The sequence below is a fragment of the Mycolicibacterium celeriflavum genome, assembly GCF_010731795.1.
Lineage (GTDB): Bacteria > Actinomycetota > Actinomycetes > Mycobacteriales > Mycobacteriaceae > Mycobacterium > Mycobacterium celeriflavum.
Genome location: NZ_AP022591.1, coordinates 4,348,815 through 4,372,446, shown reverse-complemented (window position 1 = coordinate 4,372,446; position 23,632 = coordinate 4,348,815). Strand labels below are relative to the sequence as shown.

Below are 23,632 nucleotides of genomic sequence, written 5' to 3'. Positions count from 1 at the left end.
ACCGTTGCGCAGGGACATCCCCGCGGTCGAACCGCGTATCGGGCTTTGCGCTGGCAGGGCTGTTGGTGGCACACTTTGTCTCGTGCTCAGCAAACAGCGATTTTTCTACGGGTACCGGTCCGCGGTGCCCGTGGTCTAGCTGCTTCCCGAGAGCTTCCTCTTGTGTGAGGCCCAGGACCGGACGAGGCCAGACCCCACACAACGAGAGCGGTGAGAAATCCCATGACGAACGAAACCGAGACTGTGCCCGATATCGATGACCTGCGCCAGGAGATCGACCGGCTCGACGCCGAGATCCTCGCGGCCGTGAAGCGCCGTACCGAGGTGTCCAAATTGATCGGCCAGGCCCGCATGGCGTCCGGCGGAACCCGCCTGGTGCACAGCCGCGAGATGAAGGTGATCGAGCGCTACAGCGAACTCGGCCCCGACGGCAAGGACCTCGCGATGCTGCTGCTGCGTCTGGGTCGCGGTCGCCTCGGCCACTGACCTTCCAGGGATTTCGGTGTAATTGGTCGCGCTGACCGCGACTGCCGACACCGAAATCACTAGCGCAGCGCGTCGGTCAACCACGGCGTCAGCCACTCGACCGCCTCGGGGGTGGGGTGTACGCCGTCGCTGCGAATGCGGATGCCGTCGATCCGGTTGGTGTAGCCGCCGTTCGGGCCCAGCTTGCGGTTCAGGTCGAGCACCGAGACGTTCTGCCGGTACTTGACCGCGCTGCGCAACAAGGCATTCCAGTCGTCGGTGCGATCCGGGTCGTCCTCGGGGTAGAGGCTGCCGTCCGGCTTCTCGGCGCGCCGGTTGTAGGGCTCGGTGGTGACGACGACGCGCGCGCCGGTCGAGGACAGGATGTCGAGCGCGCGATTGAGTTCGGCCCGCAGATAGGCGTCGTAGGCGGGTTCGCCGATGTGCGTCCAACGCCCTTCGTTCATCCGGTCGACGACCTCCCAGCGGCCGACGATCAGCAGCACCACGTCGGGGCGGTCGTGCTTGACGCGTTGGGACCACCTGATCGGCCATGAGTCGCATTCGGGTTTCTGGTCGAGCGTCTGCCCGACGTACCGGTACGGTCCGCCGCGCGCGATGCCACATCCGATCGTCGTGTAGTCGGTGAACGCCAGGCCCGGCGTTTCGGGCAGGTAGCGCATCAGCGTCCACGCCACCGAGTCGCCGAACACCGCGACGGTCCGGGTGCCCGGTTCCCGGGCGACTGTGCGCTGCACCTCGACCGGAATCTCCGGTGCGACCAGCGCGGCGGAGTCGATGCGCGAGTCCTGCACCGGGGTCGACGGCACGCCGACCGGCAGCACGGTCATCGTGATCACCGCGGCGGTGGCAGCCGTCGCGCCGGCCAGCGGCAGCATCGGCACGATCACCGGCCGCCAGCGCCGGATGGGCTGTTCCAGCAGCCACCACGACAGCGCAGCCACACCCAGCGTCGCCGCGCAGCGCAGGGCGAACAACGACCAACCGGACCATCCGGTGCGTTCACCGTTGACCACCAGGAAGATCGGCCAGTGCCACAGGTAGACGCCGTAGGAGATCGCCCCCAGCCAGACCAGCGGCCGCCACGCCAGCACGCGCGCGGCGGGCCCGTCCTGGTCCATTGCCACCGCCCCGATCACCAGACCTGCCGCGAGCGCCACGACGATCAGCAGGCCGGCGCGGAAGTCGCCGACGCTGCCGGTCGCGGTGTGTACGGCGAAGGCCAGTACCGCGACGCCGACGACGGACAGGATGCGGCCGACCCACCGCAGCCACCGCGTCCGGATCACCGGCCCGGCCATGGTCACCGTCGTCCAGTCCCGCACCAGCAGCGCGGCCGCCGCGGCACCGACGAGCAGCGCCTGCGCGCGGGTGTCGGTGCCGAAGTAGATGCGGTTGAGCGACGCCTCGCTGGTGAACACGATCGCCGCCGTCGCCGACGCGATCGCGCCCACGGTGGCCAGTGCGAAGACCACCCACCGCAGTTGCACCCGGTCCCGCCGGCAGAACAGCACCGCGACGACGATCAGCAGCAGCGGCCACAGCAGGTAGTACTGCTCCTCGACCCCCAGCGACCAGGTGTGCTGCAGCGGCGACGGGGGTGCGCCCTGCGAGAAGTAGTCGGTGCGCTGCGCGACGAATGCCCAGTTGGCCACCCAGAAGAACGACGCGACGGCGTCGTCGCGCAGCGTCGCAACCGATTCCGGCGCGAACAGGTCGCGAAACGCCACGACCGCCAGCACCGTGACCAGCAGCGCGGGCAGCAATCGGCGGGCCCGGCGAATCCAGAAGTCACGCAGCCGGATTCGGCCGGTGCGGGCGTGCTCGTCGAGCAGCAGCGAAGTGATCAGGAAGCCGCTCAGCACGAAGAAGACGTCGACGCCGAGGAAGCCGCCGGAGACGCCCGGGATGCCGCCATGGTCGGCGAGTACCAGTGCGACAGCGACGGCGCGGATGCCGTCGAGGGCGGGGATCTCGCCACGCCGATGCGCACGCGAGGAGCGAAGGTCGGACCGCGGGCGGCGATCAGCGGGCGCGACGGAGCGACGCGCATTCACTTGCGAAATCTTGCCTGCGCCGACGGACGCGGCGGTGCAGGCGCGGCGGCGTGTCGGCCTACTTCGTCAGCGCGATGTACTTGATCTCGAGGTACTCGTCGATGCCCTCGAAGCCGCCCTCGCGACCGAAGCCCGACTCCTTGACGCCGCCGAACGGCGCCGCCGGATCGGAGATCACGCCGCGGTTGACGCCGACCATGCCGGACTCGATGCGCTCGGCGACGCGCAACGCGCGGTCCAGCGACCTGGTGTAGATGTAGGCGGACAGCCCGTATTCGGTGTCGTTGGCCGCGGCGATGCCCTCCTCCTCGGTGTCGAAGCCGGTGATCGGCGCGACGGGGCCGAACACCTCCTCTTTGAGGATGCGGGCGTCGGCGGGGACATCGGTGAGCACGGTCGCCGGGTAGAAGTTGCCGGGGCCGCCGGGGGCCTCGCCGCCGACGGCGACCGTCGCACCGCGCGACACCGCGTCGTCCACGAGCTCGGTGACGGTGGCGACCTGCTTGGCATTGATCAGGGGCCCCAGGGTGGCAGAGCCGTCGACTCCTTTTCCGAGCGTGAATTCGCTCATCCGCTTGACCAGCTTCTCGGTGAACTCCTCGCGCACCGGGTTCGCGACGTGGAACCGGTTGGCCGCCGTGCAGGCCTCGCCGCCGTTGCGCATCTTGGCCAGGATTGCGCCGTCGACGGCGGCGTCGATGTCGGCGTCGTCGAACACCACGAACGGCGCATTGCCGCCGAGTTCCATCGACGTGCGCAGCAGCTTGTCGGCCGATTGCCTGACCAGCGCCCTGCCGACGCCGGTGGAGCCGGTGAAGGTCAGCTTGCGCAGCCGGCCGTCGTCGATCAGCGCGGCGGTGACGTCTTTGGGGTTGTTGGTCGGCAGCACCGACAGCACGCCCTTGGGCAGGCCCGCGTCGTCCATCAGCTTGGCCAGCAGCAGCATGGTCAACGGCGTCTCCTGGGCAGGTTTGACCATCATCGTGCAGCCGGCGGCGAGCGCCGGGCCGATCTTGCGGGTGCCCATCGCCAACGGGAAGTTCCAGGGCGTGATCGCGTAACACGGGCCGACCGGCTGCTTGGTGACCAGGACGCGGCCGCTGCCCGCCGGGCTCGGGGTGTAGCGGCCCGCGATGCGCACGGCCTCCTCGGCGAACCAGCGGAAGAACTCGGCGCCGTAAGTGACCTCGCCCATGCTCTCGCGCAGCACCTTTCCCATCTCCAGTGTCATCAGCGTGGCGATGTCCTCGGCGCGTTCGGTGATCGTGTCGAACACCGCGCGCAGGATCTCGCCGCGCTGGCGCGGGGCGGTGGCCGCCCATTCGGCCTGCACCGCGCAGGCTGCATCGAGCGCGTCGACCGCGTCCTGGGCTCCCGCGTTGCCGACCGAGGTCAGCACGGAGTCGTCGGACGGGTCGAGCACATCGAAGGTCGAGGCGGCTTGGCGTTCTTCACCGCCGATCCACAGTCCGGTGGGAACTGACGACAGCAGCTTCGCGGTATCCATATTTCTTGATTACACCTTTGGCGATTTGGCCGCACTAAGGTCGTGCCCATGAGCAGCGATGAGCGCTTGCGCGAGGAGCCGACAACACCGGAGATCCCCGATATCGCCTCGACACCGGCATGGCAGGCCCTGCAACGGCATCACGACGAGATCGGCGGCAAACACCTGCGGGAGTTCTTCGCCGAGGATCCGGCTCGCGGCACCGAGTTGGCGACGACGGTCGGCGACCTCTACGTCGACTACAGCAAGCACCGCGTCACGCGTGAGACGCTCGCGCTGCTGGTCGACCTGGCCCGCGCCGCCGGCCTCGAACAGCGGCGCGACGCGATGTTCTCCGGCGTGCACATCAACACCTCCGAGGACCGGGCCGTCCTGCACACCGCGCTGCGGTTGCCGCGCGGCGCCGAACTGTCCGTCGACGGTCACGACGTCGTCGCCGACGTGCACGCGGTGCTCGACAAGATGGGCGACTTCACCGACCGGTTGCGCAGCGGCGAGTGGACCGGGGCGACGGGCCAGCTGATCAAGACCGTCGTCAACATCGGCATCGGCGGTTCGGACCTGGGCCCGGCGATGGTGACGCTGGCGCTGCGCCATTACGCCGACGCGGGCATCTCGGCGCGGTTCGTGTCCAACGTCGACCCGGCCGATCTGGTGGCCAAGCTCGACGGACTCGACCCGGCGACAACGCTTTTCATCGTCGCCTCCAAGACGTTCTCCACCCTGGAGACGCTGACCAACGCGACGGCGGCCCGACGGTGGCTCACCGACGCGCTCGGCGATGCGGCGGTGGCCAAGCACTTCGTCGCGGTGTCGACGAACAAGAAGTTGGTCGACGATTTCGGCATCAACACCGAGAACATGTTCGGGTTCTGGGACTGGGTCGGCGGCCGCTATTCCGTCGACAGCGCAATCGGTTTGAGCGTGATGGCGGTCATCGGCCGCGAACGGTTCGCCGAGTTTCTGTCCGGCTTCCACATCGTCGACGAGCACTTCCGCACCACGCCGCTGGAGGCGAACGTGCCGGTGCTACTCGGCCTGATCGGACTCTGGTACAACGAGTTCTTCGGCGCCGAAACGCGTGCGGTGCTGCCCTATTCGAACGACTTGGCGCGGTTCGCCGCCTACCTGCAGCAGCTGACGATGGAGTCCAACGGCAAGTCGGTGCGCGCCGACGGAACACCGGTCACCACGAGCACCGGCGAGATCTTCTGGGGCGAGCCGGGAACCAACGGCCAGCACGCGTTCTACCAACTGCTGCACCAGGGCACGCGTCTGGTGCCCGCCGACTTCATCGGATTCTCCCAACCCACCAACGACCTACCGACGGCCGACGGCCGCGGCAGCATGCACGACCTGTTAATGAGCAACTTCTTCGCCCAGACGCAGGTGCTCGCGTTCGGCAAGACCGCCGAGGAGATCGCCGCCGAGGGGACGCCACCGAATGTGGTGCCGCACAAGGTGATGCCGGGCAACCGGCCGACCACGTCGATCCTGGCCACGAAGCTGACGCCGTCGGTGCTCGGCCAGTTGATCGCGCTCTACGAGCACCAGGTGTTCACCGAAGGCGTCATCTGGGGCATCGACTCGTTCGACCAGTGGGGCGTCGAACTCGGTAAGACACAAGCCAAAGCGCTGCTACCGGTCATCACCAACGACGACTCCCCCGCCGAACAATCGGACAGCTCGACCGACACGCTGGTGCGGCATTACCGCGCCGAGCGTGGTCGCTCGGCCTAGGCGTCGGGGTCCGGACGGCTCCAGCCGAGGATCATCGCCGGCGCGCAACCGCCGAACACCAGCACGGCGAGTGACATCAATGCACCCGCGTAGGCCACGTCGGTGTCGGTGTCGCGCAAGTAGATTGACGCGATGAGCAGGTAGCCGATCGGGATCAACATCAGGTTCTGGGTGATGGTCAGGCCGATCGAGCGCGCACTGTTGCGCTGCTGCACCTCGTACTCATCGAGGGCCGCCTCCGGGGCGTCGCCCTGCCTGCCGGACACGATCTGCAGCATGATCCACAGCGGGAAGAAGAACAGACATGCGACCAGCCACAACAACGGCGCCCACCATAATCCGAACGCGCTCAGGACACTCACCGCGAACATGAACGCGAAGGTGACGCCGAGACCGATCACCAGAATTCGGCGTCGGGACTGGGTGCGCCAACTCAGAAGCGAGTGGGCATAGGTCCGCTCATGCTTGAGGAACCGCCTCGTCCGGTAGTCCTGGTAGCGGTCGATGAGCGTTCGGTCAGCCTGCGGGGTTGACTGGGACATCTGGGTCGCCTCCTTGCGCGCGCGGGTTCCTGCGGTAGAGCTCGGTGGACAGCGGCGTGAACTCCGTGCGGGAGAACACCGCCTCGACGGGCAGCCCGAAGACGTCGCAGATCCGAAACGCCAGGTCGAGGCTCGGATAGTGGTCGCCGCGTTCGAGCGCGCCGACGGTCTGCGGGTTCACGTCGATCAGCGCTGCGAGTTCAGCCCGCGTCATCCTCCGCTCGGCGCGTAGGACGCCGATGCGGTTGTGGATGGGGAGCGAATCGCCCCGTCTCACCGGACTCACACAACACAGTGTTAGGAAAACCCAATGAATTGTCAAGCAGATCTATCGGCAGTGTGGTGCTTGGCACAGGCCAACGCGGCGCACGCTCACCAAGAAGCGTGCGCCGCGAGGCTGGGAACTCAGCTGTCGGTTACGGAGCCGGAATGTTCACGCAGCCGACGTTCGGCAAGCACCCGCTCGCACCGCCGGGTCCGGCCGTGCCACCGGGCCCGTTCGGGGCCAGCGAACCGCTCGCGCCGCCGGGGCCGGCCGCGCCTTCGGGGCCACCGGGGATCACGCCTGCGGCGCCGCCTCCGTCAGCGGTGCCCTGCGGGCCGTTCGGAACATTCACTTGCGCACCACCACCGGGGCCGGCCTCGACGTTGCCGATACCCGCACACGGGGTGCCGTCAGCATTGAGACACGGCGGAGGCGCCGGTTGCGCACCGGCGATCGGCGCCACAGCGATCGCGACTGCCGCAGCGCCCGAGAACAACAGGGGCGTCATCTTCGTCAGTTTTTCGATCATGGAGCTTGGCTACCACGACATTCGGGTGCTTAAACCTGCGAACGACCTACAACCTGCCGACCTGCCGCAGCCCAGCGACGGTGTCCGACAGCGTCTCCTGCGGATCCCGGTAGCTGATCGCGAGTTCTATCTCGCCGGCGGAATCGTCAGACGAAGGCATCTGGGTGTAGTACTGCATGGCCGCCCGCGTCACCGGCGCGTCGAACGGCAGATAGGGCCCCGCCACGTCGACCACCCTTCCGAGGTTGCGCAGCAACGTATCCGGCACGGGGTACACCCGAAGCGACCGGTTCGTTGCGCGGCCGATCATCGATGCCAGGTCGGCGATCGCGACGCGTTTGCCGCCTGCCATGTATCGACGTGGCCCCTTGCCGGTTTCGAGTAGCGCGGCGTGCAGCGCAGCCAGGTCGCGGACGTCGACCACAATCCAGGCGGCACCGCGCCCCGGCACCCCACGCATCTTCACGGCCGCCTCGACGCCTTCGGCCGCTTCGCCGAACTGGTTTCCCGCCGGCGGCCCCAGCACCATGCCCGGGTACGTGATGTTCACGGGCGCACCCGCATCCTGTAGTCCACGTGCGTACTTCTCCACCTCCGCCTTGGACTTCCCGTAGCCGTCGGTTCCCCCGACCACCGGCAGATCGGCGTGGAGCACGTCGAGGCCGGGTCGGAACAGTGCGGTGAAGCTGGATACGTGGACGATCGGATCGAGGCCGCGCTCAACCGCCGCGCCGAGCACGTTGCGGGCGCCGGCAAGGTTGGTCTGCAGCATCTTGTCGGCCTGCCGGGGATCCATGGAAACCATTGCCGCGGAGTGAATTACGGCGTCACAGCCGTCCATCGCCGCGGCCGTCGCTTCAGCGTCGGCGATGTCGCCGACGGCGAAGTCGTCGGTGTCGACACCGATCTGCGCTGCGCTCGTCACCAGCCGCGCCGGATCACGGACCAGGAAACGCACCTGATGGTTAGCGTCGGCGACCGCCTTGGCCGTCCACGCTCCAACGAACCCGGTGCCGCCGGTCAGCAACACTCTCATCGAAACCTCCATAGGGAACTAGCGCTGCGGGCTACCCGGTAGCGCTGGTCTCTACACGGTTTCGCCGCTTCAGGCGAACGGTTTCGTCAGCCGCGGCGGCAACACCCGCATCAGCTGGACCAGGGGAGCCCACGGCCACCACGGCACCGCAGCGCGCCCGCTCTCGCGCTCGATGACGGCCACCAGCGCGCGCACACCGGTTTCGTTGTCCACCATCAACATCGTCGACCCGGACTTCGCGGTCATCTCCGATTCGATGTACCCGGGTTCGAGGACGGTCACCTTGATGGGCCCCCGTGCATACTCCGCGCGCAACGACTCACCGAGCGACGACACGCCGGCTTTGCTCGCGGCGTAGGCGGCCTTGACCCCCGGAACACCTAAGTTGGCGAGCACCGAGGAAATGAGCACCAGATGGCCGCCGCCCGATTCCTTGAACATCTCGAGCGCCGTCTCGATCTGCACAAGTGCGGCAACGAGATTGGTTTCGATGGTGGCCTTGTTCGCCCACAGCTTGCCCGAGCCCAGCGGCGCGCCCTTGCCGACGCCGGCGTTGACGATGATGCGGTCGATGCCGCCGAGTTCGTCGGCCAGCTCGCCGAACACCTTCGGCACCTGGTCGTGGTCGTTGACGTCGAGCGCGGCGACGGCGACCTCGATACCGGGGTGACGCTCGAGCAGTTCGGCCTTGAGCTCGTCGAGCCGGTCGATGCGGCGCGCACACAGCGCGAGGTCGCGGCCCTTGGCGGCGAACGCGCGCGCCATGCCGGCGCCCAGGCCCGAGCTCGCGCCGGTGATCAAGATTTTCTGCCGAGTCACCCCGACAGACTAAGCATGATGGAGCGATGACCCTGAACCGATGTGCCCTGCTGGTCGCCGCGACGCTGCTTCTCGCGATCTCACAGGCGCCCGCGCACGCCCAGCCCGCCAGCCCGCTGTACCGGCTGGTGGACACCGCGGCGCAGCGGCTGGCCCCCGCCGACCCGGTCGCGGCGGCCAAATGGCTCAACGGCGGGCCGATCACCGACCGGCCACGCGCCGACGCGGTCCTCGACGCCGTCGCCGCCGATGCCGCCGCGCACGCCGTCGACCCAAGCTACGTCCGAATGGTCTTCACCGACCAGATCGACGCCACCGAGGGCATCCAGTACACCCGCTTCGCCCAGTGGAAGTTCGACCCCTCGTCCGCGCCCACCGCGGCGCCCGACCTCGCCGAGTCCCGAAGCCAGATCGACGGGCTCAACAAGACCATGGTCGACGAGATTGCCCTGCAATGGAATTGGCTCGGCAACCCGGGGTGCATGCGCACACTGAAGGACGCGTCGGACGCCGTTGCCAATGCCCGTCAGCTCGAACCCCTCTACCGGCAGGCGCTCTCGGCGGCCACCCGCTCGTACTGCCGGATCACTTGAGCAGTCGCGACATCCGACGATCAGCGAGCACCTTGCCGCCCGTCTGGCAGGTCGGGCAATACTGGAAAGACTTGTCCGCGAACGACACCTCCCGCACGGTGTCCCCGCAGACCGGGCAGGGCAGACCGGTGCGGGCATGCACCCGCAACCCGGAACGCTTCTCTCCCTTGAGCGTTGCCGCCTGCTGACCAACCGAACGCGTCACCGCGTCGGTGAGCACGCCGATCATCGCGTCGTGAAGCGCCGACAGCTGCGCATCGGTCAGCTTGCCCGCCGTCGCGAACGGAGAGATCCGTGCGACGTGCAGGATCTCGTCGCTGTAGGCGTTGCCGATGCCTGCGATCACCTTCTGGTCGGTGATCACGGTCTTGATTCGGCCGCTGTTGCCTGCCAGGACCCCGGCCAGGTCTTCGGGGCTCAGCGACAGCGCGTCGGGGCCCAATGCGGCGATGCCGGGCACCTTGGCCGGATCGTCGACGAGCCACACCGCCAGCCGCTTCTGCGTGCCGGCCTCGGTGAGGTCGAATCCGGGCGCCTCACCGGGGGTCCCGAGATGAACACGCAGCGCGATCGGCCCCTTGCCGGGCTTCAACGGCGCCGCCGCCAGCTTGTCCGACCACTTCAACCAGCCCGCACGCGACAGGTGAGCGATCAAATGCAGCTCACCGGCCTGCAATCCGAGGTACTTGCCCCAGCGGTTGGCGTCGGTGACGGTCCGGCCGTGCAGCGCGGTGACCGGAGGGTCGAACGTCTTGAGCACCGAGAACGCCGACACGTCGACGCGGCCGATCGGATGTCCGACGGCGTGGCGACGCAGGTGATCGGCGAGCGCTTCGACTTCGGGCAGTTCGGGCATGGCTCCAGTGTGCCGCTCAATCGCGGGCGCGGTTGGCGCCACCGGTGATCAGCGACAGCAGCCAGCTCACCACCGACAGCACGATCGCCGCCCAAATCGCCGTCCACCAGAAGTCGTCGATGAACAGGCCCCAGTGCGTGGTGTACTCGGTGATCCACGACGTGATCCACAACATCAGCGCGTTGACGATGATGTGGAACAGGCCGAGCGTGAGGATGTAGAGCGGGATCGAGATGATCTGCACGATCGGCTTGATCACCGCGTTGACAATGCCGAAGATCACCGCGACGACGAAGATGATGCCGACCTCGGCCAGCGTGGAGTCGGCGCCGACGAAGCGGATGCCGGGCACGATCAGCGTCACCACCCACAGTGCAACCCCGGTCAGCGCGGCGCGCAGGAGGAACCCTGTCATGCGGCTGATCTTGCCACGGCGGTCCGTGAAGAAATGGCTCTAAGAGGTTGATCGCACGCACCACGTGCAGGCAATCAACCAGTTAGCCACCTCCGGGCGCCGAACGCAGGAGGTAGGTGTCCATGATCCAGCCGTGCCGGGCCCTGGCGTCGGCGCGCACCGCCGCGATCCGCGAGCCGACCTCGCCGACGGTGCCCGACATCAGCAACTCGTCGGGCGTGCCGAGGTAGGCGCCCCACCAGATCCGGGTGTCCGGCGGACACGACAGAAAAGAGCAGTCGGCGTCGAGCATCACCACCGCGCTTCCGGCCAGCCCATGGTCACGCAGTTGCCTGCCGGTGGTGATGAGCACCGGTTCGCCGACGTCGTTGAGCGGGATGCGATGCCGCGCGGTGAGCGTCTGAACGGCGGTGACGCCCGGGATCACGTCGTAGTCGATGTCGACGTGGTTCGCGACGGTGTCGAGGATGCGCAGCGTGCTGTCGTACAGCGACGGGTCACCCCACGCGAGAAAGGCTCCAGTGGCACCATCAGAAAGCTCGGAGGTGATCGCGTCGGCCCACACCCGCGCCCGCGCGGCATGCCAGTCGGCGACGGCCCGGCGGTAGTCCGGACCGTCTGACGCGGCCCTGTCCCTCGGCGGGTCGGGCAGCTCGACGAACCGGTAGCCGGGCTCACGGATGAACCGCTCGCAGATGTGCCTGCGCAACGCGACCAGGTCGTCCTTCGCGTCGCCCTTGTCCATCGCGAAGAACACCTGGGTGTCGTTGAGCGCCGTCACCGCCTGGGCGGTCACCTGGTCCGGATCGCCCGCGCCGATGCCGATGACGTGAATTCGACGGGTCACGCCCGCAGTATGCCTTCAGTGTTTGCGGCCCCGCGAAAAGCGCAGTCGCCTGGCCCGCTTGACGTCATTCTTCTCGGCGGCCGCTTCCTTGCGCAGCTTGTGCGTGTCCTTGGGTGGCAGCTGCAACTCCTGCTCGGCGGGCAGACCGGCCTGCAGCTGACGGCTGCGCTCCAGCTCGGCGTCCACTTCGGCGCCGAACAGCAGCGCGAGGTTGGTGATCCACAACCACAGCAGGAACACGATCACCCCGGCCAATGCGCCGTAGGTCCTGTTGTAGCTGCTGAAATTCGCCACGTAGACACCGAACAGCAGGGACGCGACGACCCACACGACGATCGCGAGCGCCGCGCCGCCGCTGATCCAGCGGAACCTCGGCTGCTCGACGTTGGGTGCGACGTAGTACAGGATCGCGACCGCCAGCACGACGAAGAGCAGGATCAGCGGCCACTTGGCGATACTCCAGACCGTCACCGCCGCGTCGCCGAGGCCGATCGCGTCGCCGACCCACCGGGCCACCGGGCCACTGATCGCCAGCATCAACACGACCGCGGCCGCGATCACCAGACCGGCCAGCGTCAGCAGCAACTGCACCGGGCGCAGCTTCCACACCGGTCGGCCCTCGTCGATCTCGTAGATGCGGTTCATCGCGCGGCCGAACGCGCCCACGTAGCCCGACGCCGACCACAGGGCGCCCACGATCCCCATCACCAACGCGAGCCCGGCCGTCGGCGAGTTGACGAGCTGCTCGACCGACGGCCGCAGCGTGTCGAGCGCGGACGCCGGTGCGACGTCATCGGCGATGTCGAGCAGCCCGTCGACCGTGCGCCGGCCCTGCCCGAACACACCGAACAGCGACACCATGACCACCAGCGCCGGAAAGATCGACAGCACCGCGTAATAGGTCAGCGCCGCGGCAAGGTCGGTGCACTCGTCGTCCTGGAACTCCCGGACCGCCTTGCGCATCGCGTAGAGCAGCGACGGCGGCGTCAGGTCGGTCGGCGACTCGGGTTTGCGCGGGTCGTCGGGGTCCGGCGCCCGAGTAGCATTGTCGTGCTCGTCAATTCGCATAACACCCGGTACCCCGGCCGGCCGCGGCCAAACGCCGCGGTACCGAAAGTATGCGGTACCGCAGGTATTGACTTGCGGCGCGCGGGCTGCCTACCTTGGGGAGACGTCACCCGAAGGGAGGTCGCCGATGACAACCCCCGCTGCCGCGCCCAGCCGCAACGAGTTCTCCGAACGCCTGCTGAAGGGGTCGGTGAAGAAGTCCTACGCCCCCGTGGTCGACATCGACTGGACCGCACCGTTGGACCCGGACAAGTTCTTCCTGCCGCCGAAGATCGTCTCGCTCTACGGCACACCGCTGTGGGACACGATGACGCGCGAGCAGCAGATCGAACTGTCCCGCCAAGAACTGGTCAACACGCTGTCCGCCGGCATCTGGTTCGAGAACATCCTCAACCAGTCGCTGCTGCGCAAGATGATGCACCAGGATCCCACCGCCAGTAACACGCATTACGAGTTGACCGAACTCGGCGACGAAACCCGCCACATGGTGATGTTCGGCAAGGCCATCGAGCGGGTCGAGGCAAACCCGGTGTGGCCCAAGTGGTATCAGCGGGTGATCATCAACGCGCTGCCGTTCGTGTTCCAGGGGTCGGCGCTGTGGGTCGCCGCCCTGATCGGTGAGGAGATCTTCGATTCGCTGCAGCGCCAGATGATGGACGACGACGAGCTACAGCCCATCGTGCAGCGCCTGATGCGGATTCACGTCACCGAAGAGGCCCGACACATCCAGTTCGCCCGCGACGGGTTGCGCAAGCGGGTCCCCCACATGCGTCCGCTGCCGAAGTTCGTGCTGTCCAACATCAACGGGCTCGGCGGGTATTTCTTCCGCTTCCTGTTCACGAACAAGGTGCAGTACGCGCGCGTCGGCCTGGACCCCAAGCAGACGCGGCGCATCGCACGCAGCAGCCCGCATCGCCGCGATACCCAGGTGACCGGCTTCGCCCCGCTCGCGGCATTCCTCGACGAAGTGGGGCTGCTGGGCCCGATCGCCCGCCGCATGTGGCGCCGAAGCGGCTTCCTGCCCCGATGACCGTCGTCTACGACGGGCCCGCCGCACTGCGGTTGCACGACGCGGACCACGGCGTACGGGTGCGGCTGACCGGTCACCTCGATCCGATCGACGGTCGGTACCACTGGCGCGGAATGATTTTCGATCTGATGTCGGATGTCCGCATGCCGCAGATTGTGCACATATCGATCGGGGACCGCACGGCCGAGGGGCAGTTGACCGAGGTCACGCCGTGGGGCACGCACTGTATTGCGGGCGTCGGCGCTCCGCCGTACCCACCGGACGTCGACGACTAAGGCGTCGGCTCCGACCTACGTTGCACGGCGACGCGTTCGCATACCGCATCGCCGTCTGGCTCCTGCGCGAGCGCGGCATAGACGGTGTCCGCCTTGGTTTCCGGCATCAGCGGCGGAAGCATCGGCGTCTTCGGGTCGACGACGGCTTCGAGCACCGTCGGCCGGTCGGCCTCGAACGCACGCTGCCACGCCGCATGCGCCTGCGCCGACTCGCTCACCTTCAGCCCCTGCAGCCCGAGGAGTTCGGCGTAGTCGGCGTAGGGGAACGGCGGCACATCCTGCGACGCCGGGAACCGCGCGTCGCCCTCCATTTCGCGCTGCTCCCACGACACTTCGGCCAGATCCTGGTTGTGCAGCACCAGAATCACGAAGCGCGGATCTACCCAACCACGCCAGCGGTCGGCGATCGTGACGAGTTCGAGCAACCCGCTCATCTGCATGGCTCCGTCGCCGACCAGCGCGACGACCGGGCGGTCCGGCGCGTCGAGCTTGGCCGCTATCCCATACGGCAACGCGCAGCCCATCGACGCGAGATACCCCGACACATGGGCCGGTACCCCGCTCGGCAACCGGAGGTGACGGGCATACCAGTATGTCGCCGATCCGACGTCCACGGCGACCCGGGCGTTGCTCGGCAGGTGATCGGTCAACGCCCGCACGACGAATTCGGGGTTCGCCGAATCATGTTGGGCGTCACTGCGTTCGGCCGATAAGCCAAGCCAGTGCTGCGTCCAACGCGTGACTTGTTGCTGCCACCGGCGGTCGGTCTTACGGTGAATCAGCGGGGCCAACCGGGACAACGCGTCCGCCGCATCGCCGGTGAGCGCCACGTCGACCGGATACTTCGCGCCGACGACACGGGGTGCGACGTCGATCTGCACCGCGCGCGCCTGACCGGGTACCGGATAGAACTCCGTCCACGGGTCGTTGCTGCCGACGATCAGCAAAGTGTCGCAGCCGGCCATGAGTTCGGCGCTGGCCGTCGTGCCCAGATGACCCATGACCCCGGTGTGCCACGGTGCGGTTTCGTCGAGGACCGGCTTGCCGAGCAGCGAGGTCGTCACGCCGGCCCCGAGCAGGTCGATGATCTCGGCGATCTCGTCCTCGGCGCCCATGCCGCCGCGTCCGACCAGCAGCGCAATCTTCTCACCGCCGTTGAGCAGTTCGGCGGCGCGGTGCACGTCGGCGTCGCGCGCGATCACATGCGGACGGGTGAATCTGGCGGCCGACGGAACCACACCGTGGCCGTGCTGGAGTTCGTCGGGCATCTGCGCCTTCTGGACGTCGTGCGGCACGATCAAGCACGTCGGCGTCGACGTCGCCAATGCGGTGCGCATCGCGTTGTCCAACGCCATCGGCATCTGCTCGGGCGCGAATACGGTCTGGACGTACTGCGCACACACGTCCTTGAACAGTGTGTGCAGGTCGACCTCCTGCAGATAACCGCTGCCCAGTGCGGTCGACACCACCTGGCCGACGATGGCCACCACCGGTTGGCGGTCCAGCTTCGCGTCGTAGAGGCCGGCGAGCAGGTGGATCGCGCCGGGTCCCTGGGTGGCCAGGCAGACGCCCACCTCACCGGTGTATTTCGCGTGCCCGCAGGCCATGAACGCCGCGAGTTCCTCGTGCCGGGTGGCGACGAATTCCGGCTCATCCGCCCGCGCGAGCGCCCCCAGAAGCGTGTTGACCCCGTCGCCCGCGTAACCGAAGATTCGCCTCGCTCCCCAGTCGCGCAGCCGCGCCACCATTGCGTCGGCGACGAGATCGGGCACCGTCCACCTCGGATCCGCGCAGAAGCGCTAGCTCGGGTCTTCGTTGGTCAGTGCCTGGAATCCCTTCGCCTGGCCGCGGGCCATCACGGCACGCACCACGCCGACGATCAAGCCCTGCACCGCGGCGGCGATCATCACTTCCCGCGTCGAACGGCTGAGGTCCTTGGGATCCGGCTCTTCGTCGTCCGGGTTGATCCGCTGCCAGATCTCGGTGAAGATCTTGCCGGCGATCAGCCCGCCGACAACACTGCTGGCGACCGACATGGGCTTGTACATTGTCTTGGCAGCACTCACGGCGTTCAGGTTCCCTGTGCGCCAATGCCTAAACCCGAGACTAGAACCCGTTCTAGTATTGCGGCGTGCGGTTCACCTATGCCGAAGCGATGACCGATCCGGCGTTCTACCTACCGTTGGCGCAGGCCGCGGAGTCGGCGGGCTACCACGCGATGACGATCGCCGACAGCGTCGCCTACCCGTTCGAGTCGGACTCCAAGTATCCCTATACACCCGACGGCAGCCGCGAATTCCTCGACGGCAAGGCGTTCATCGAGGCGTTCGTGCTCGCGGGCGCGTTGAGCGCGGTCACCACGACGCTGCGGTTCAACTTCTTCGTCCTCAAGCTGCCCATCCGGCCGCCCGCACTGGTGGCCAAACAGGCCGGATCGCTGGCCGCGCTCTTCGGCAATCGCCTCGGGCTGGGCGTGGGCACCAGCCCGTGGCCCGAGGACTACGAGTTGATGGATGTGCCGTTCGCCAAGCGCGGTAAACGTATGGACGAGTGCATCGAGATCATCAAAGGCCTGACCACCGGCGAGTACTTCGAGTTCCACGGCGAGTTCTACGACATCCCGAAAACGAAGATGACACCGGCACCTACCGAGCCCATCCCCATTCTCGTCGGGGGCCACGCCGACGCCGCGCTCAGGCGGGCGGCCCGCAACGACGGCTGGATGCACGGCGGCGGCGATGCCGAGGAGTTGGATCGACTGCTCAAGCGGCTCAACCAGTTCCGCGATGAGGAGGGCCGCACCGGGCCGTTCGAGGTCCATGTCATCTCCGCCGACGCCTATACGCCCGACGGCATCAAACGGCTCGAGGACAAGGGCGTGACCGACGTCATCGTCGGTTTTCGAATCCCGTACATCACGGGGTCGGACACCGAACCGCTGGAGACCAAGATCGGCCATCTCGAGAGGTTCGCAGAGTCGGTGATCGCCAAGGTCTGACAAGGGTTACCCGCCCCGAAGTGGGGGTAGCCTGACCGCAATGGCGGACACGCAGTCGCTGCAAGGCGTCGTGGCGGTGGGCGCTTCCGCGGGCGGTGTGGAGGCACTCATCCAGTTCTCGTCTGGACTGCGGGCAAATTTGCCGTTTGCGGTCCTGGTGGCGTTGCACATACCGGCCGAGGCGCCGAGCGTGCTGGCGCAGATCATCGACCGCAGTGGACCGTTGCCGGCCATGTCCGCGCGTCATGGCGAGGCCCTCGAACCCGGATTGATCTACGTCGCGGTGCCGGACCGTCACCTGCTCGTCGCCGACAGTCGCGTGGTGCTGTCAGAGGGGCCGACGGAGAATACCTATCGCCCGGCGATCAACGCCCTGTTCCGCTCGGTCGCCCTCGACTTCGGGCCGCGTGCCATCTGCGTGTTGATGTCGGGTGTGCTGGACGACGGGGTGCTCGGCGCGCGCGCGATCCGGTCCAGGGGCGGGACGACGATCGTGCAGCATCCCGATGACGCGCTGTACAAATCGATGCCGCTGAACGCCATCCGAGCCGGTGTCGTCGACCACCGGGTCGCGGCCAAAGATGTCGGTGCCCTCCTGGAGAGCCTGGCGAACCGAGAGATCGAGGATCAGGAGATGGAACCCGACGACCTGATGAAGCTCGAAAACCGCATCGCGATGGGGCCGCGGTTCGGCACGCCGTTCGACAGCGAGGAACTGGGTCCGCCCTCCGGGTACACCTGCCCCGACTGCAACGGATCGCTGATGGAGATCAGCAAGGACAACTACCGCTGCCGGGTCGGCCATGCCTGGACGGCCGATGCATTGCTGACGGCGCGCGACGACGAAGTCGAAGGTGCGCTCTGGGTTGCCCTGCGCAGCCTGCAGGAGAAGGCCAAACTCGCCCGCCGGATGGCCGAGAACGTCGGCAGCGGTGTGTTGTTCGACCGCTACACCACCCAGGCGGACGAGGCCGAACGTGCGCTGACGATCTTGGGTAAGCGGCTGTCGGAGGCGGCTTCCGATCGGGGCGAGCTCATTGACTGATGACGTATGCGCACTGGACATCGCGGCCGATGCGTTCGGCGGCGCGACGGTCCTGACCCCTGACGGTCTGCTCGACAGCAGGACATACCGTCCGCTTCGGGACCGGATCATCAAGGCAGCCCTGGACGAGCCCACTGCGGTCATCGTCGACGTGACGACCCTCGACGTGCCTGCCGAGTCGGCGTGGGCGGTGTTCACGAGCGCGCGCTGGCATGTCGACCGGTGGCCGGAGATCCCGATCATGCTCGTCTGCGAACATCTCGACGGCCGATCGGCCATCATCCGCAACGGGATCACCCGATACGTCCCGGTCTATCCCACGATCCGCACGGCGGTGGAGGCGCTCGTTGCGCCCTCGCCCCTGAGGATCCGACGTCGTGCGCGGGCATATCTGCCGGGCGGCATGGCAAGCCTGCGGCGGACGCGTGAACTCGTGGACGAGTGGCTCACGGCGTGGGCGCAGCCGGAATTGATCCCGGTGGCCAAGGTCGTCGCCACCGCTTTCGTGGAAAACGCTGTGGCGCACGCGAAGAGCGACCCGAACCTGCGGCTGGAGAGTGACGGTTCAGCGGTGACCGTTGCGGTCGAGGATGGCAGCCATGCACCCGCGGGCGTACGGGAGTGCGGCGGTGGCCCGCCGACGGGCCTGCGCATCGTGACCGCACTGTGCCGCGCGTGGGGCAACGCACCGACGCCGTCGGGCAAAACGGTGTGGGCGGTGATCGGTCCAGAGAACCGGCTGTAGTGGCGAGTATGGTCAAGGCCGCGGTACGGCGATCGGACACGGGTTGAACGAGCAGACAGACGAGTCGTTCGAGGCTCTCTTGCAGTACATGCGCGATACGCGCGGCTTCGACTTCACCGGTTACAAGCGCACTTCCCTGATGCGTCGAGTGCGGCATCGGATGGAGCGGGTGGGCGCGGACACTTACGAGCGGTACCTGGATCTGTTGCAGGTCAATTCCGACGAGTTCTCCGCACTTTTCAACACGATCCTGATCAATGTCACCTCGTTCTTCCGTGACCCGCCCGCATGGGAATTTGTCCAGCGCGAAGTCGTTTCGCCGATGCTCGCCGACCGCGGACCCGGCAGCCCCATCCGGGTGTGGAGCGCCGGATGCGCTTCGGGTCAGGAGGCCTACACATTGGCGATGATCCTCGCCGAGGAGTTGGGGGTGGAGGCGTTCCGGCAGCGGGTCAAGATCTACGCGACCGACGTCGACGAGGATGCGCTCACCGCAGGACGCGCCGGGTCATACGACGCCAAGGCCGTCGAGTCGGTCCCGCCCGAAATGCTCGACCGGTACTTCGAGAACACCAACGGCCGCTTTGTGTTTCGCAAGGATCTGCGCCGCGCGGTGATATTCGGTCGCAACGACCTTGTCAAGGACGCCCCGATCTCCAAGGTGGATCTGCTGGCTTGCCGCAACACGCTGATGTATTTCAACGCCGCCACTCAGCGAAATATCCTGGGACGGTTGCATTTTGCGCTTGCACCGCACGGCACGCTCTTCCTCGGCCACGCCGAAATGCTGTTGAGCCACGGCGATCGCTTCAGCCCGTTGGACCTTGACCACCGGGTGTTTCGCAAGACCGCGGGTTCGCACGGCAACGTCGACCGCTTCGGCAACCACACAGCGAACAACGTCCGGCACGGCGACCTACCGGGCCTCGGGCTGGTCCGCGACCTTGCCTTTCGCGCCAGCCCGGTGGCGCAGATCGTCGTGACCGGCGACGACACGATCGCGATGGTGAACTTGCAGGCCGAAGCGACGTTCGGGCTCTCCGACCGCGACGTCGGCAGGCTGTTGCGCGATCTCGAGTTGTCCTACCGGCCGGTGGAGTTGCGGGCGTACCTCGACCAGTCCCGGGTGGAGCGCCGCCCGGCGCGGATCCAGGACGTCGAGTGGCAACGATCCGGCTTCGACACGCAATGGTTCGAGATCCACATCAATCCGCTCATCGACGCAGAGAACCGCCTGCTGGGCGTCTCCATCGTGTTCTTCGACGTCACCGCGACGCGGGTGCTGCTGGACCGCGTCGTGCACACCAACGGCCAGCTGGAGGCGGCCTACGAGGAACTGCAGTCGACCAACGAGGAGTTGGAGACCACCAACGAAGAACTGCAGTCGACGATCGAGGAGCTGGAGACCACCAACGAAGAACTGCAGTCCACCAACGAAGAGCTCGAGACCATGAACGAGGAGCTGCAGTCCACCAACGACGAACTCCACACGATCAACGACACGCTGCACGAGCGCAGCCGTGAGCTCGACGAGGCGAAGAGCTCCATGGACGCCCTAGTCGACTCCATCCACCTCGGACTGGTGGTGGTGGACCGGGAGATGCGGGTGGTGGTGTGGAACCGAGGATGCGAGGAGCTCTGGGGCCTACGGGCAGAAGAAGTGGTCGGATCGGCGCTGAACTCGTTGGACATCGGCTTTCCCACCGACGCCGTCAAACCCCTGATCGGTAGGGCGTTCGTGGATGCCGAGAGCACCGAAGAAACGGTGGTCGAAGCCGTCAATCGTCGCGGCCGGGCTACTCGGGTGCGGGTCACGTGCAGCGCGTTCCGCTCGACCCCGGCTTCCATCAGCGGTGCTCTGCTGTTGATGGAAGCCGAGTCCTAGTTCCGGCGGCGGTCGTCCGCTGCCTCCTTGGCCGCATCATCCGCGGCCGCAGCATCGTGCTGTGACGCGGCGTCGCGGTGGCGGGCGGCGGCGTCTTGGTGGGCACCGCTGGAGGTGTCATCGGCGAACAGTGCGGCTTGCTCATGAGCCGCCGCCGCCAGGCGGTGTGCCCGGCCGGCGTTGAGATGTCGGGCCGCGGCCGAATGATGCGCGTCGCGGGCACGATCGAGCGCTTGTTCGGCACGCAGTTGCGCCCGCTCCGCCGTCTCCGCGGTCGCCGGTCCGCCTCCCTCGAGGTATGCGGTTCGTTCGCGCAACTCGTCTGCCCGCTCACGGGCCCGCGACGCACGATCCTCGGGTGAGGGCTCGTCCGGGGGGTGTTCGCCAGCCACTGGCATGACGATCAATCTCGCAGAGTCGTGTGTGGTGAACGCCCGTATGTCTCGCGGTACAAGACTGCGAACCGGCCGGTGTGCGCGAATCCCCAGCGGGCGGCGATCTCGGTCACCGTGGTCCGAGAGCGGTCGGCGGCCTGAAGCTCCTGGTGGGCGTGGTGCAGCCGGAGCCGGCGAAGGTACTGCAGCGGCGTCGTCTCCAGGTGGCGCCGAAACATGTACTGCACCGCGCGCGGCGTGACGTGCACGGCCCGGGCGACATCGTCGAGCGCGATGTCGCTGGTGATGTTCGAATCCATGAACTCGATCGCACGACGAAGCAGCACGGGTTGGTGGTCCGTGCGGTCCTGCGGCACGGGCGCTGTGGCGAACGTGTTCGGGAATGTCGACATCGTCACGGCGGCGAGCAGGCGCGCGGCATGGCCGAGAACCAGCGGGGTGGCCATCGCGTCGTCGGCGAGGATGACGTCCTTGACGTAGGTGATCGTGTTCTTCAACCGACGAGCCGCTGCCGCGTCGACGGGCTGCAGGCTGGTGAAGTAAATCGGCGCATGGCTGGCCGGGAGCCCCGTGGCGACCCCGGCAAGGATCGCCGGGTCCAGCACCACCGAGACCGCGTGCAGATCGTGGACATGCGTCCAATGCGCGGTGTCCGGTTGGGAGACGAGAGCGCCCTCACCCGCGGCCAAATCGGTCACCTCGTGACGGCACTCCCGACGCATCCGCCCGCTGGTGGGCCATACCATCATGACCTTGTGCAACGGTTCCGTGGTGGCCTGCACGTCGCCTGCCAACCGAATGTCCTCGATGGCGAACGGTCCGACCGTGGTGCGTGCATGTGAGAGAAGCTCCGCCGGCCGAGGGGCGGTTTCTTCCCGGCGCAGTCGCATCTTGGCGCCGTAGGCGTCCTCGAGGAACTCCTGTGCGCGGGCGAGTTCGGCGATCTCGACGTGAGACCGCTGCGGGCTATGCACTTTGACGGCCGTGTTGGCTATGAGAATCACCCACTCGAGAATCACCCACTCGAACCGAAGCGAGACGGGGCATGGGCTCAACCCTCTAGCTGTTACTACCGTACCCGCTGAGCTGGGTTTCCAAGCCCCAGGCAGTCGGACGGAGAGGCTCTCGGCGAGTCGGTGAGCCGAGTGCTCGACGCGGTGCCTATCCTCTGCCGCATGACCGAGGACGTGGTGGTTATCCACACCGACGGCGGATGCAGACCCAATCCCGGCCCCGGTGGTTGGGGCGCGGTGCTGCGGCAGCGTGGTCACGTCCGCGAGATGTGCGGTGGCGAGTCCGCGACCAGCAACAACCGGATGGAGTTGACGGCGCCGATCATGGCTCTCGAGGCGCTCACCAGACCCGTGGTCGTCCACCTCCACACCGACAGCACCTATGTCCGGAACGGCATCACCAAATGGGTGCACGGTTGGGAGCGCAACGGCTGGATGACCGTCGCGAAGCAGCCGGTGAAAAACGTCGACCTTTGGATGCGGCTGCGACTGGCCTGCGCGCCGCACCGGATCGAGTGGTTCTGGGTCAAGGGCCACTCGGGGGTCGCCGACAACGAGTTGGCCGACCGGTTGGCCACGCGGGGCTTACAGGAAGCGGTCGCCGCGGCGGCAATCGGCGTCTAGTCAGCCGTCCAGAAATCGGATTGCGGTCGAGGCGAATTCTCGGTGGTACTGGAAGATCGCCCCGTGGCCGGAGTTCGGATAGATGGTGAGTTGAGAACCGGTGATGCGTCGGTGCATGTCTTCGGAGAGTTCCGTGGGGACCATGCGGTCGTTGTCGCCGTTGGCGATCAGTGTCGGCTGGGTGATCCGGGACAGATCGGCCGGCGTGGCGCGTCCCCATCGTTTGATCGCCTTGAGTTGAGTTCGGAAGGCCGTCACTCTGATCTTCGCGTCCCTGTCCTCGGTCCGTTCGCCGAGGCGCTCGACGAACGCGCGTGCGGCGCGTTTGCCGACGGCGTCGCGGTTGAAGAACAGGAACTCCTTGGGGTCTTTGCGGGTGAGGGCGGCACGCACCATGTCGTAATAGGTTGTGCCCGCGACTTTATCGATTCCTGCTCCGCCCGCAGGTCCGGTTCCAGTGAGGATCAGTTTGCGGACGAGGTCCGGATGTTTGATCGCCAGAACTTGCGCGATCATCCCGCCGAGGGAGAAGGACAAGATGTCGACGGTGTTGAAACCTAGTGCGGTAATGAAGGTGTAGGCGTCGTCGGCCATCGATTCCACGGTGTCCGGGACTGCTCCGGTAGAGGCTCCAACGCCGCGGTTGTCGAACGCGATGACATGGTGACGTTCGGCGATCGGGTCGATGACCCGGGGATCCCAGTTGTCCAGCGTGGCAGCGAGGTGGACGAGGAAGACAACGGGAACTCCACCCGTGGGTCCGAGTTCGCGGTAGCTGTAGGTAACACCACCCGCGGTAATGGTGCGTGACGGTGCGTGCTGGTACGACGTAATCGTGTTCATGGCCATCTCCGGACGCTCT

Annotated in this window: 25 protein-coding genes and 1 pseudogene; 10 read left to right on the top strand and 16 right to left on the bottom strand. The window is 66.9% G+C overall.

Annotated features, from left to right (window positions below; translation table 11 throughout):
* Positions 1 to 168 precede the first annotated feature (168 nt).
* Positions 169 to 486, top strand: a pseudogene (locus G6N18_RS20970) (chorismate mutase); the annotation flags it as partial.
* A 59-nt stretch (positions 487 to 545) separates the two neighbouring features.
* Here the strand turns inward: G6N18_RS20970 and G6N18_RS20965 are convergent.
* Positions 546 to 2,543, bottom strand: coding sequence for an SGNH/GDSL hydrolase family protein (locus tag G6N18_RS20965; RefSeq protein ID WP_083002479.1), 1,998 nt, complete (start codon positions 2,541 to 2,543; stop codon positions 546 to 548).
* Positions 2,544 to 2,601: 58 nt separating this feature from the next.
* On the bottom strand, positions 2,602 to 4,050 hold the full coding sequence (locus G6N18_RS20960; protein WP_083002476.1) for an NAD-dependent succinate-semialdehyde dehydrogenase: 1,449 nt from the start codon (positions 4,048 to 4,050) through the stop codon (positions 2,602 to 2,604).
* Between the two features lie 48 nt (positions 4,051 to 4,098).
* Between G6N18_RS20960 and pgi the strand changes: the two genes are divergently transcribed.
* On the top strand, positions 4,099 to 5,790 hold the full coding sequence (gene pgi, locus G6N18_RS20955) for a glucose-6-phosphate isomerase (RefSeq protein ID WP_083002473.1): 1,692 nt from the start codon (positions 4,099 to 4,101) through the stop codon (positions 5,788 to 5,790).
* Here pgi and G6N18_RS20950 read toward each other — a convergent pair.
* From G6N18_RS20950 to G6N18_RS20930, 5 genes are all read right to left on the bottom strand, one after another.
* On the bottom strand, positions 5,787 to 6,332 hold the full coding sequence (locus G6N18_RS20950; RefSeq protein ID WP_083002471.1) for a hypothetical protein: 546 nt from the start codon (positions 6,330 to 6,332) through the stop codon (positions 5,787 to 5,789). The genes pgi and G6N18_RS20950 overlap by 4 nt on opposite strands.
* The gene (locus G6N18_RS20945; protein WP_083002468.1) at positions 6,307 to 6,618 is read right to left on the bottom strand and encodes a helix-turn-helix transcriptional regulator; all 312 of its coding nucleotides are present in this window, start codon (positions 6,616 to 6,618) and stop codon (positions 6,307 to 6,309) included. Before G6N18_RS20945 ends, G6N18_RS20950 begins: the two co-directional genes overlap by 26 nt.
* Before the next feature lie 130 nt (positions 6,619 to 6,748).
* Positions 6,749 to 7,126, bottom strand: a complete 378-nt coding sequence (locus tag G6N18_RS20940) for a hypothetical protein (RefSeq protein ID WP_067219850.1) — start codon at positions 7,124 to 7,126, stop codon at positions 6,749 to 6,751.
* A 46-nt stretch (positions 7,127 to 7,172) separates the two neighbouring features.
* Positions 7,173 to 8,162, bottom strand: a complete 990-nt coding sequence (locus tag G6N18_RS20935; RefSeq protein WP_083002560.1) for an NAD-dependent epimerase/dehydratase family protein — start codon at positions 8,160 to 8,162, stop codon at positions 7,173 to 7,175.
* A gap of 69 nt (positions 8,163 to 8,231) precedes the next feature.
* Complete coding sequence (locus G6N18_RS20930) at positions 8,232 to 8,981, bottom strand: SDR family oxidoreductase (RefSeq protein WP_083002466.1); 750 nt, start codon at positions 8,979 to 8,981, stop codon at positions 8,232 to 8,234.
* 26 nt (positions 8,982 to 9,007) lie between these two features.
* Between G6N18_RS20930 and G6N18_RS20925 the strand changes: the two genes are divergently transcribed.
* The gene (locus G6N18_RS20925) at positions 9,008 to 9,574 is read left to right on the top strand and encodes a chorismate mutase (RefSeq protein ID WP_083002463.1); all 567 of its coding nucleotides are present in this window, start codon (positions 9,008 to 9,010) and stop codon (positions 9,572 to 9,574) included.
* Here the strand turns inward: G6N18_RS20925 and G6N18_RS20920 are convergent.
* The 4 genes from G6N18_RS20920 to G6N18_RS20905 form a co-directional block, all read right to left on the bottom strand.
* A complete protein-coding gene (locus G6N18_RS20920; RefSeq protein ID WP_083002460.1) occupies positions 9,567 to 10,430 on the bottom strand; it encodes an Fpg/Nei family DNA glycosylase in 864 nt (287 codons plus the stop codon). The genes G6N18_RS20925 and G6N18_RS20920 overlap by 8 nt on opposite strands.
* Before the next feature lie 16 nt (positions 10,431 to 10,446).
* Positions 10,447 to 10,845, bottom strand: a complete 399-nt coding sequence (locus G6N18_RS20915; RefSeq protein ID WP_083002457.1) for a phage holin family protein — start codon at positions 10,843 to 10,845, stop codon at positions 10,447 to 10,449.
* Between the two features lie 82 nt (positions 10,846 to 10,927).
* Positions 10,928 to 11,692, bottom strand: coding sequence for a precorrin-6A synthase (deacetylating) (gene cobF / locus G6N18_RS20910; RefSeq protein WP_067219837.1), 765 nt, complete (start codon positions 11,690 to 11,692; stop codon positions 10,928 to 10,930).
* 15 nt (positions 11,693 to 11,707) lie between these two features.
* Complete coding sequence (locus G6N18_RS20905) at positions 11,708 to 12,760, bottom strand: YihY/virulence factor BrkB family protein (RefSeq protein WP_083002454.1); 1,053 nt, start codon at positions 12,758 to 12,760, stop codon at positions 11,708 to 11,710.
* Between the two features lie 127 nt (positions 12,761 to 12,887).
* Between G6N18_RS20905 and G6N18_RS20900 the strand changes: the two genes are divergently transcribed.
* Both G6N18_RS20900 and G6N18_RS20895 read left to right on the top strand, forming a co-directional pair.
* On the top strand, positions 12,888 to 13,790 hold the full coding sequence (locus G6N18_RS20900) for an AurF N-oxygenase family protein (protein WP_083002452.1): 903 nt from the start codon (positions 12,888 to 12,890) through the stop codon (positions 13,788 to 13,790).
* Positions 13,787 to 14,065 (top strand): DUF4873 domain-containing protein, encoded by a 279-nt coding sequence (locus G6N18_RS20895; RefSeq protein ID WP_234806168.1) that lies wholly within the window; start codon positions 13,787 to 13,789, stop codon positions 14,063 to 14,065. Before G6N18_RS20900 ends, G6N18_RS20895 begins: the two co-directional genes overlap by 4 nt.
* On the opposite strand, the gene G6N18_RS20890 is transcribed toward G6N18_RS20895, so the two are convergent.
* Together G6N18_RS20890 and G6N18_RS20885 are read right to left on the bottom strand one after the other, a co-directional pair.
* A complete protein-coding gene (locus G6N18_RS20890; RefSeq protein ID WP_083002447.1) occupies positions 14,062 to 15,837 on the bottom strand; it encodes a thiamine pyrophosphate-requiring protein in 1,776 nt (591 codons plus the stop codon). The two genes, G6N18_RS20895 and G6N18_RS20890, sit on opposite strands and share 4 nt — an antisense overlap.
* 27 nt (positions 15,838 to 15,864) lie before the next feature.
* The gene (locus G6N18_RS20885; protein WP_067219820.1) at positions 15,865 to 16,131 is read right to left on the bottom strand and encodes a DUF4235 domain-containing protein; all 267 of its coding nucleotides are present in this window, start codon (positions 16,129 to 16,131) and stop codon (positions 15,865 to 15,867) included.
* Between the two features lie 65 nt (positions 16,132 to 16,196).
* Here G6N18_RS20885 and G6N18_RS20880 point away from each other — a divergent pair, with 65 nt between their 5' ends.
* The 4 genes from G6N18_RS20880 to G6N18_RS20865 all read left to right on the top strand — a co-directional run bounded on the left by G6N18_RS20880 (position 16,197) and on the right by G6N18_RS20865 (position 20,738).
* Positions 16,197 to 17,063 carry a TIGR03619 family F420-dependent LLM class oxidoreductase gene (locus G6N18_RS20880; RefSeq protein WP_083002444.1) on the top strand — a complete coding sequence of 289 codons (867 nt, stop codon included), beginning with the start codon at positions 16,197 to 16,199 and terminating at the stop codon, positions 17,061 to 17,063.
* 40 nt (positions 17,064 to 17,103) lie between these two features.
* Positions 17,104 to 18,108 carry a chemotaxis protein CheB gene (locus tag G6N18_RS20875; protein WP_083002441.1) on the top strand — a complete coding sequence of 335 codons (1,005 nt, stop codon included), beginning with the start codon at positions 17,104 to 17,106 and terminating at the stop codon, positions 18,106 to 18,108.
* Positions 18,101 to 18,853, top strand: coding sequence for an STAS domain-containing protein (locus G6N18_RS20870; RefSeq protein WP_234806167.1), 753 nt, complete (start codon positions 18,101 to 18,103; stop codon positions 18,851 to 18,853). Before G6N18_RS20875 ends, G6N18_RS20870 begins: the two co-directional genes overlap by 8 nt.
* A gap of 88 nt (positions 18,854 to 18,941) precedes the next feature.
* Positions 18,942 to 20,738, top strand: a complete 1,797-nt coding sequence (locus G6N18_RS20865; RefSeq protein WP_234806171.1) for a CheR family methyltransferase — start codon at positions 18,942 to 18,944, stop codon at positions 20,736 to 20,738.
* Here G6N18_RS20865 and G6N18_RS20860 read toward each other — a convergent pair.
* Positions 20,735 to 21,130, bottom strand: a complete 396-nt coding sequence (locus G6N18_RS20860; RefSeq protein ID WP_234806166.1) for a hypothetical protein — start codon at positions 21,128 to 21,130, stop codon at positions 20,735 to 20,737. The genes G6N18_RS20865 and G6N18_RS20860 overlap by 4 nt on opposite strands.
* Positions 21,131 to 21,141: 11 nt before the next feature.
* Entirely contained in the window at positions 21,142 to 22,137 is a 996-nt protein-coding gene (locus G6N18_RS20855; protein ID WP_234806165.1) for a helix-turn-helix transcriptional regulator, read from the bottom strand.
* A 171-nt stretch (positions 22,138 to 22,308) separates the two neighbouring features.
* On the opposite strand from G6N18_RS20855, the gene rnhA reads away from it, so the two are divergent.
* Positions 22,309 to 22,770 carry a ribonuclease HI gene (rnhA, locus tag G6N18_RS20850; RefSeq protein ID WP_083002428.1) on the top strand — a complete coding sequence of 154 codons (462 nt, stop codon included), beginning with the start codon at positions 22,309 to 22,311 and terminating at the stop codon, positions 22,768 to 22,770.
* On the opposite strand, the gene G6N18_RS20845 is transcribed toward rnhA, so the two are convergent.
* Positions 22,771 to 23,613: an alpha/beta fold hydrolase gene (locus G6N18_RS20845; protein ID WP_083002555.1), complete on the bottom strand. Its 843-nt coding sequence runs from the start codon at positions 23,611 to 23,613 to the stop codon at positions 22,771 to 22,773.
* Between the last annotated feature and the right edge of the window lie 19 nt (positions 23,614 to 23,632).

What these genes read in the sequence shown, in the direction of transcription:
- G6N18_RS20940 (WP_067219850.1), bottom strand. Translation starts at nt 7,126, where the DNA reads ATGATCGAAAAACTGACGAAGATGACGCCCCTGTTGTTCTCGGGCGCT.
- G6N18_RS20865 (WP_234806171.1), top strand. Translation starts at nt 18,942, where the DNA reads ATGCGCGATACGCGCGGCTTCGACTTCACCGGTTACAAGCGCACTTCC.
- G6N18_RS20920 (WP_083002460.1), bottom strand. Translation starts at nt 10,430, where the DNA reads ATGCCCGAACTGCCCGAAGTCGAAGCGCTCGCCGATCACCTGCGTCGC.
- rnhA (WP_083002428.1), top strand. Translation starts at nt 22,309, where the DNA reads ATGACCGAGGACGTGGTGGTTATCCACACCGACGGCGGATGCAGACCC.
- G6N18_RS20900 (WP_083002452.1), top strand. Translation starts at nt 12,888, where the DNA reads ATGACAACCCCCGCTGCCGCGCCCAGCCGCAACGAGTTCTCCGAACGC.
- G6N18_RS20915 (WP_083002457.1), bottom strand. Translation starts at nt 10,845, where the DNA reads ATGACAGGGTTCCTCCTGCGCGCCGCGCTGACCGGGGTTGCACTGTGG.
- G6N18_RS20875 (WP_083002441.1), top strand. Translation starts at nt 17,104, where the DNA reads ATGGCGGACACGCAGTCGCTGCAAGGCGTCGTGGCGGTGGGCGCTTCC.
- G6N18_RS20950 (WP_083002471.1), bottom strand. Translation starts at nt 6,332, where the DNA reads ATGTCCCAGTCAACCCCGCAGGCTGACCGAACGCTCATCGACCGCTAC.
- pgi (WP_083002473.1), top strand. Translation starts at nt 4,099, where the DNA reads ATGAGCAGCGATGAGCGCTTGCGCGAGGAGCCGACAACACCGGAGATC.
- G6N18_RS20895 (WP_234806168.1), top strand. Translation starts at nt 13,787, where the DNA reads ATGACCGTCGTCTACGACGGGCCCGCCGCACTGCGGTTGCACGACGCG.
- G6N18_RS20845 (WP_083002555.1), bottom strand. Translation starts at nt 23,613, where the DNA reads ATGAACACGATTACGTCGTACCAGCACGCACCGTCACGCACCATTACC.
- G6N18_RS20935 (WP_083002560.1), bottom strand. Translation starts at nt 8,162, where the DNA reads ATGAGAGTGTTGCTGACCGGCGGCACCGGGTTCGTTGGAGCGTGGACG.
- G6N18_RS20905 (WP_083002454.1), bottom strand. Translation starts at nt 12,760, where the DNA reads ATGCGAATTGACGAGCACGACAATGCTACTCGGGCGCCGGACCCCGAC.
- G6N18_RS20960 (WP_083002476.1), bottom strand. Translation starts at nt 4,050, where the DNA reads ATGGATACCGCGAAGCTGCTGTCGTCAGTTCCCACCGGACTGTGGATC.
- G6N18_RS20925 (WP_083002463.1), top strand. Translation starts at nt 9,008, where the DNA reads ATGACCCTGAACCGATGTGCCCTGCTGGTCGCCGCGACGCTGCTTCTC.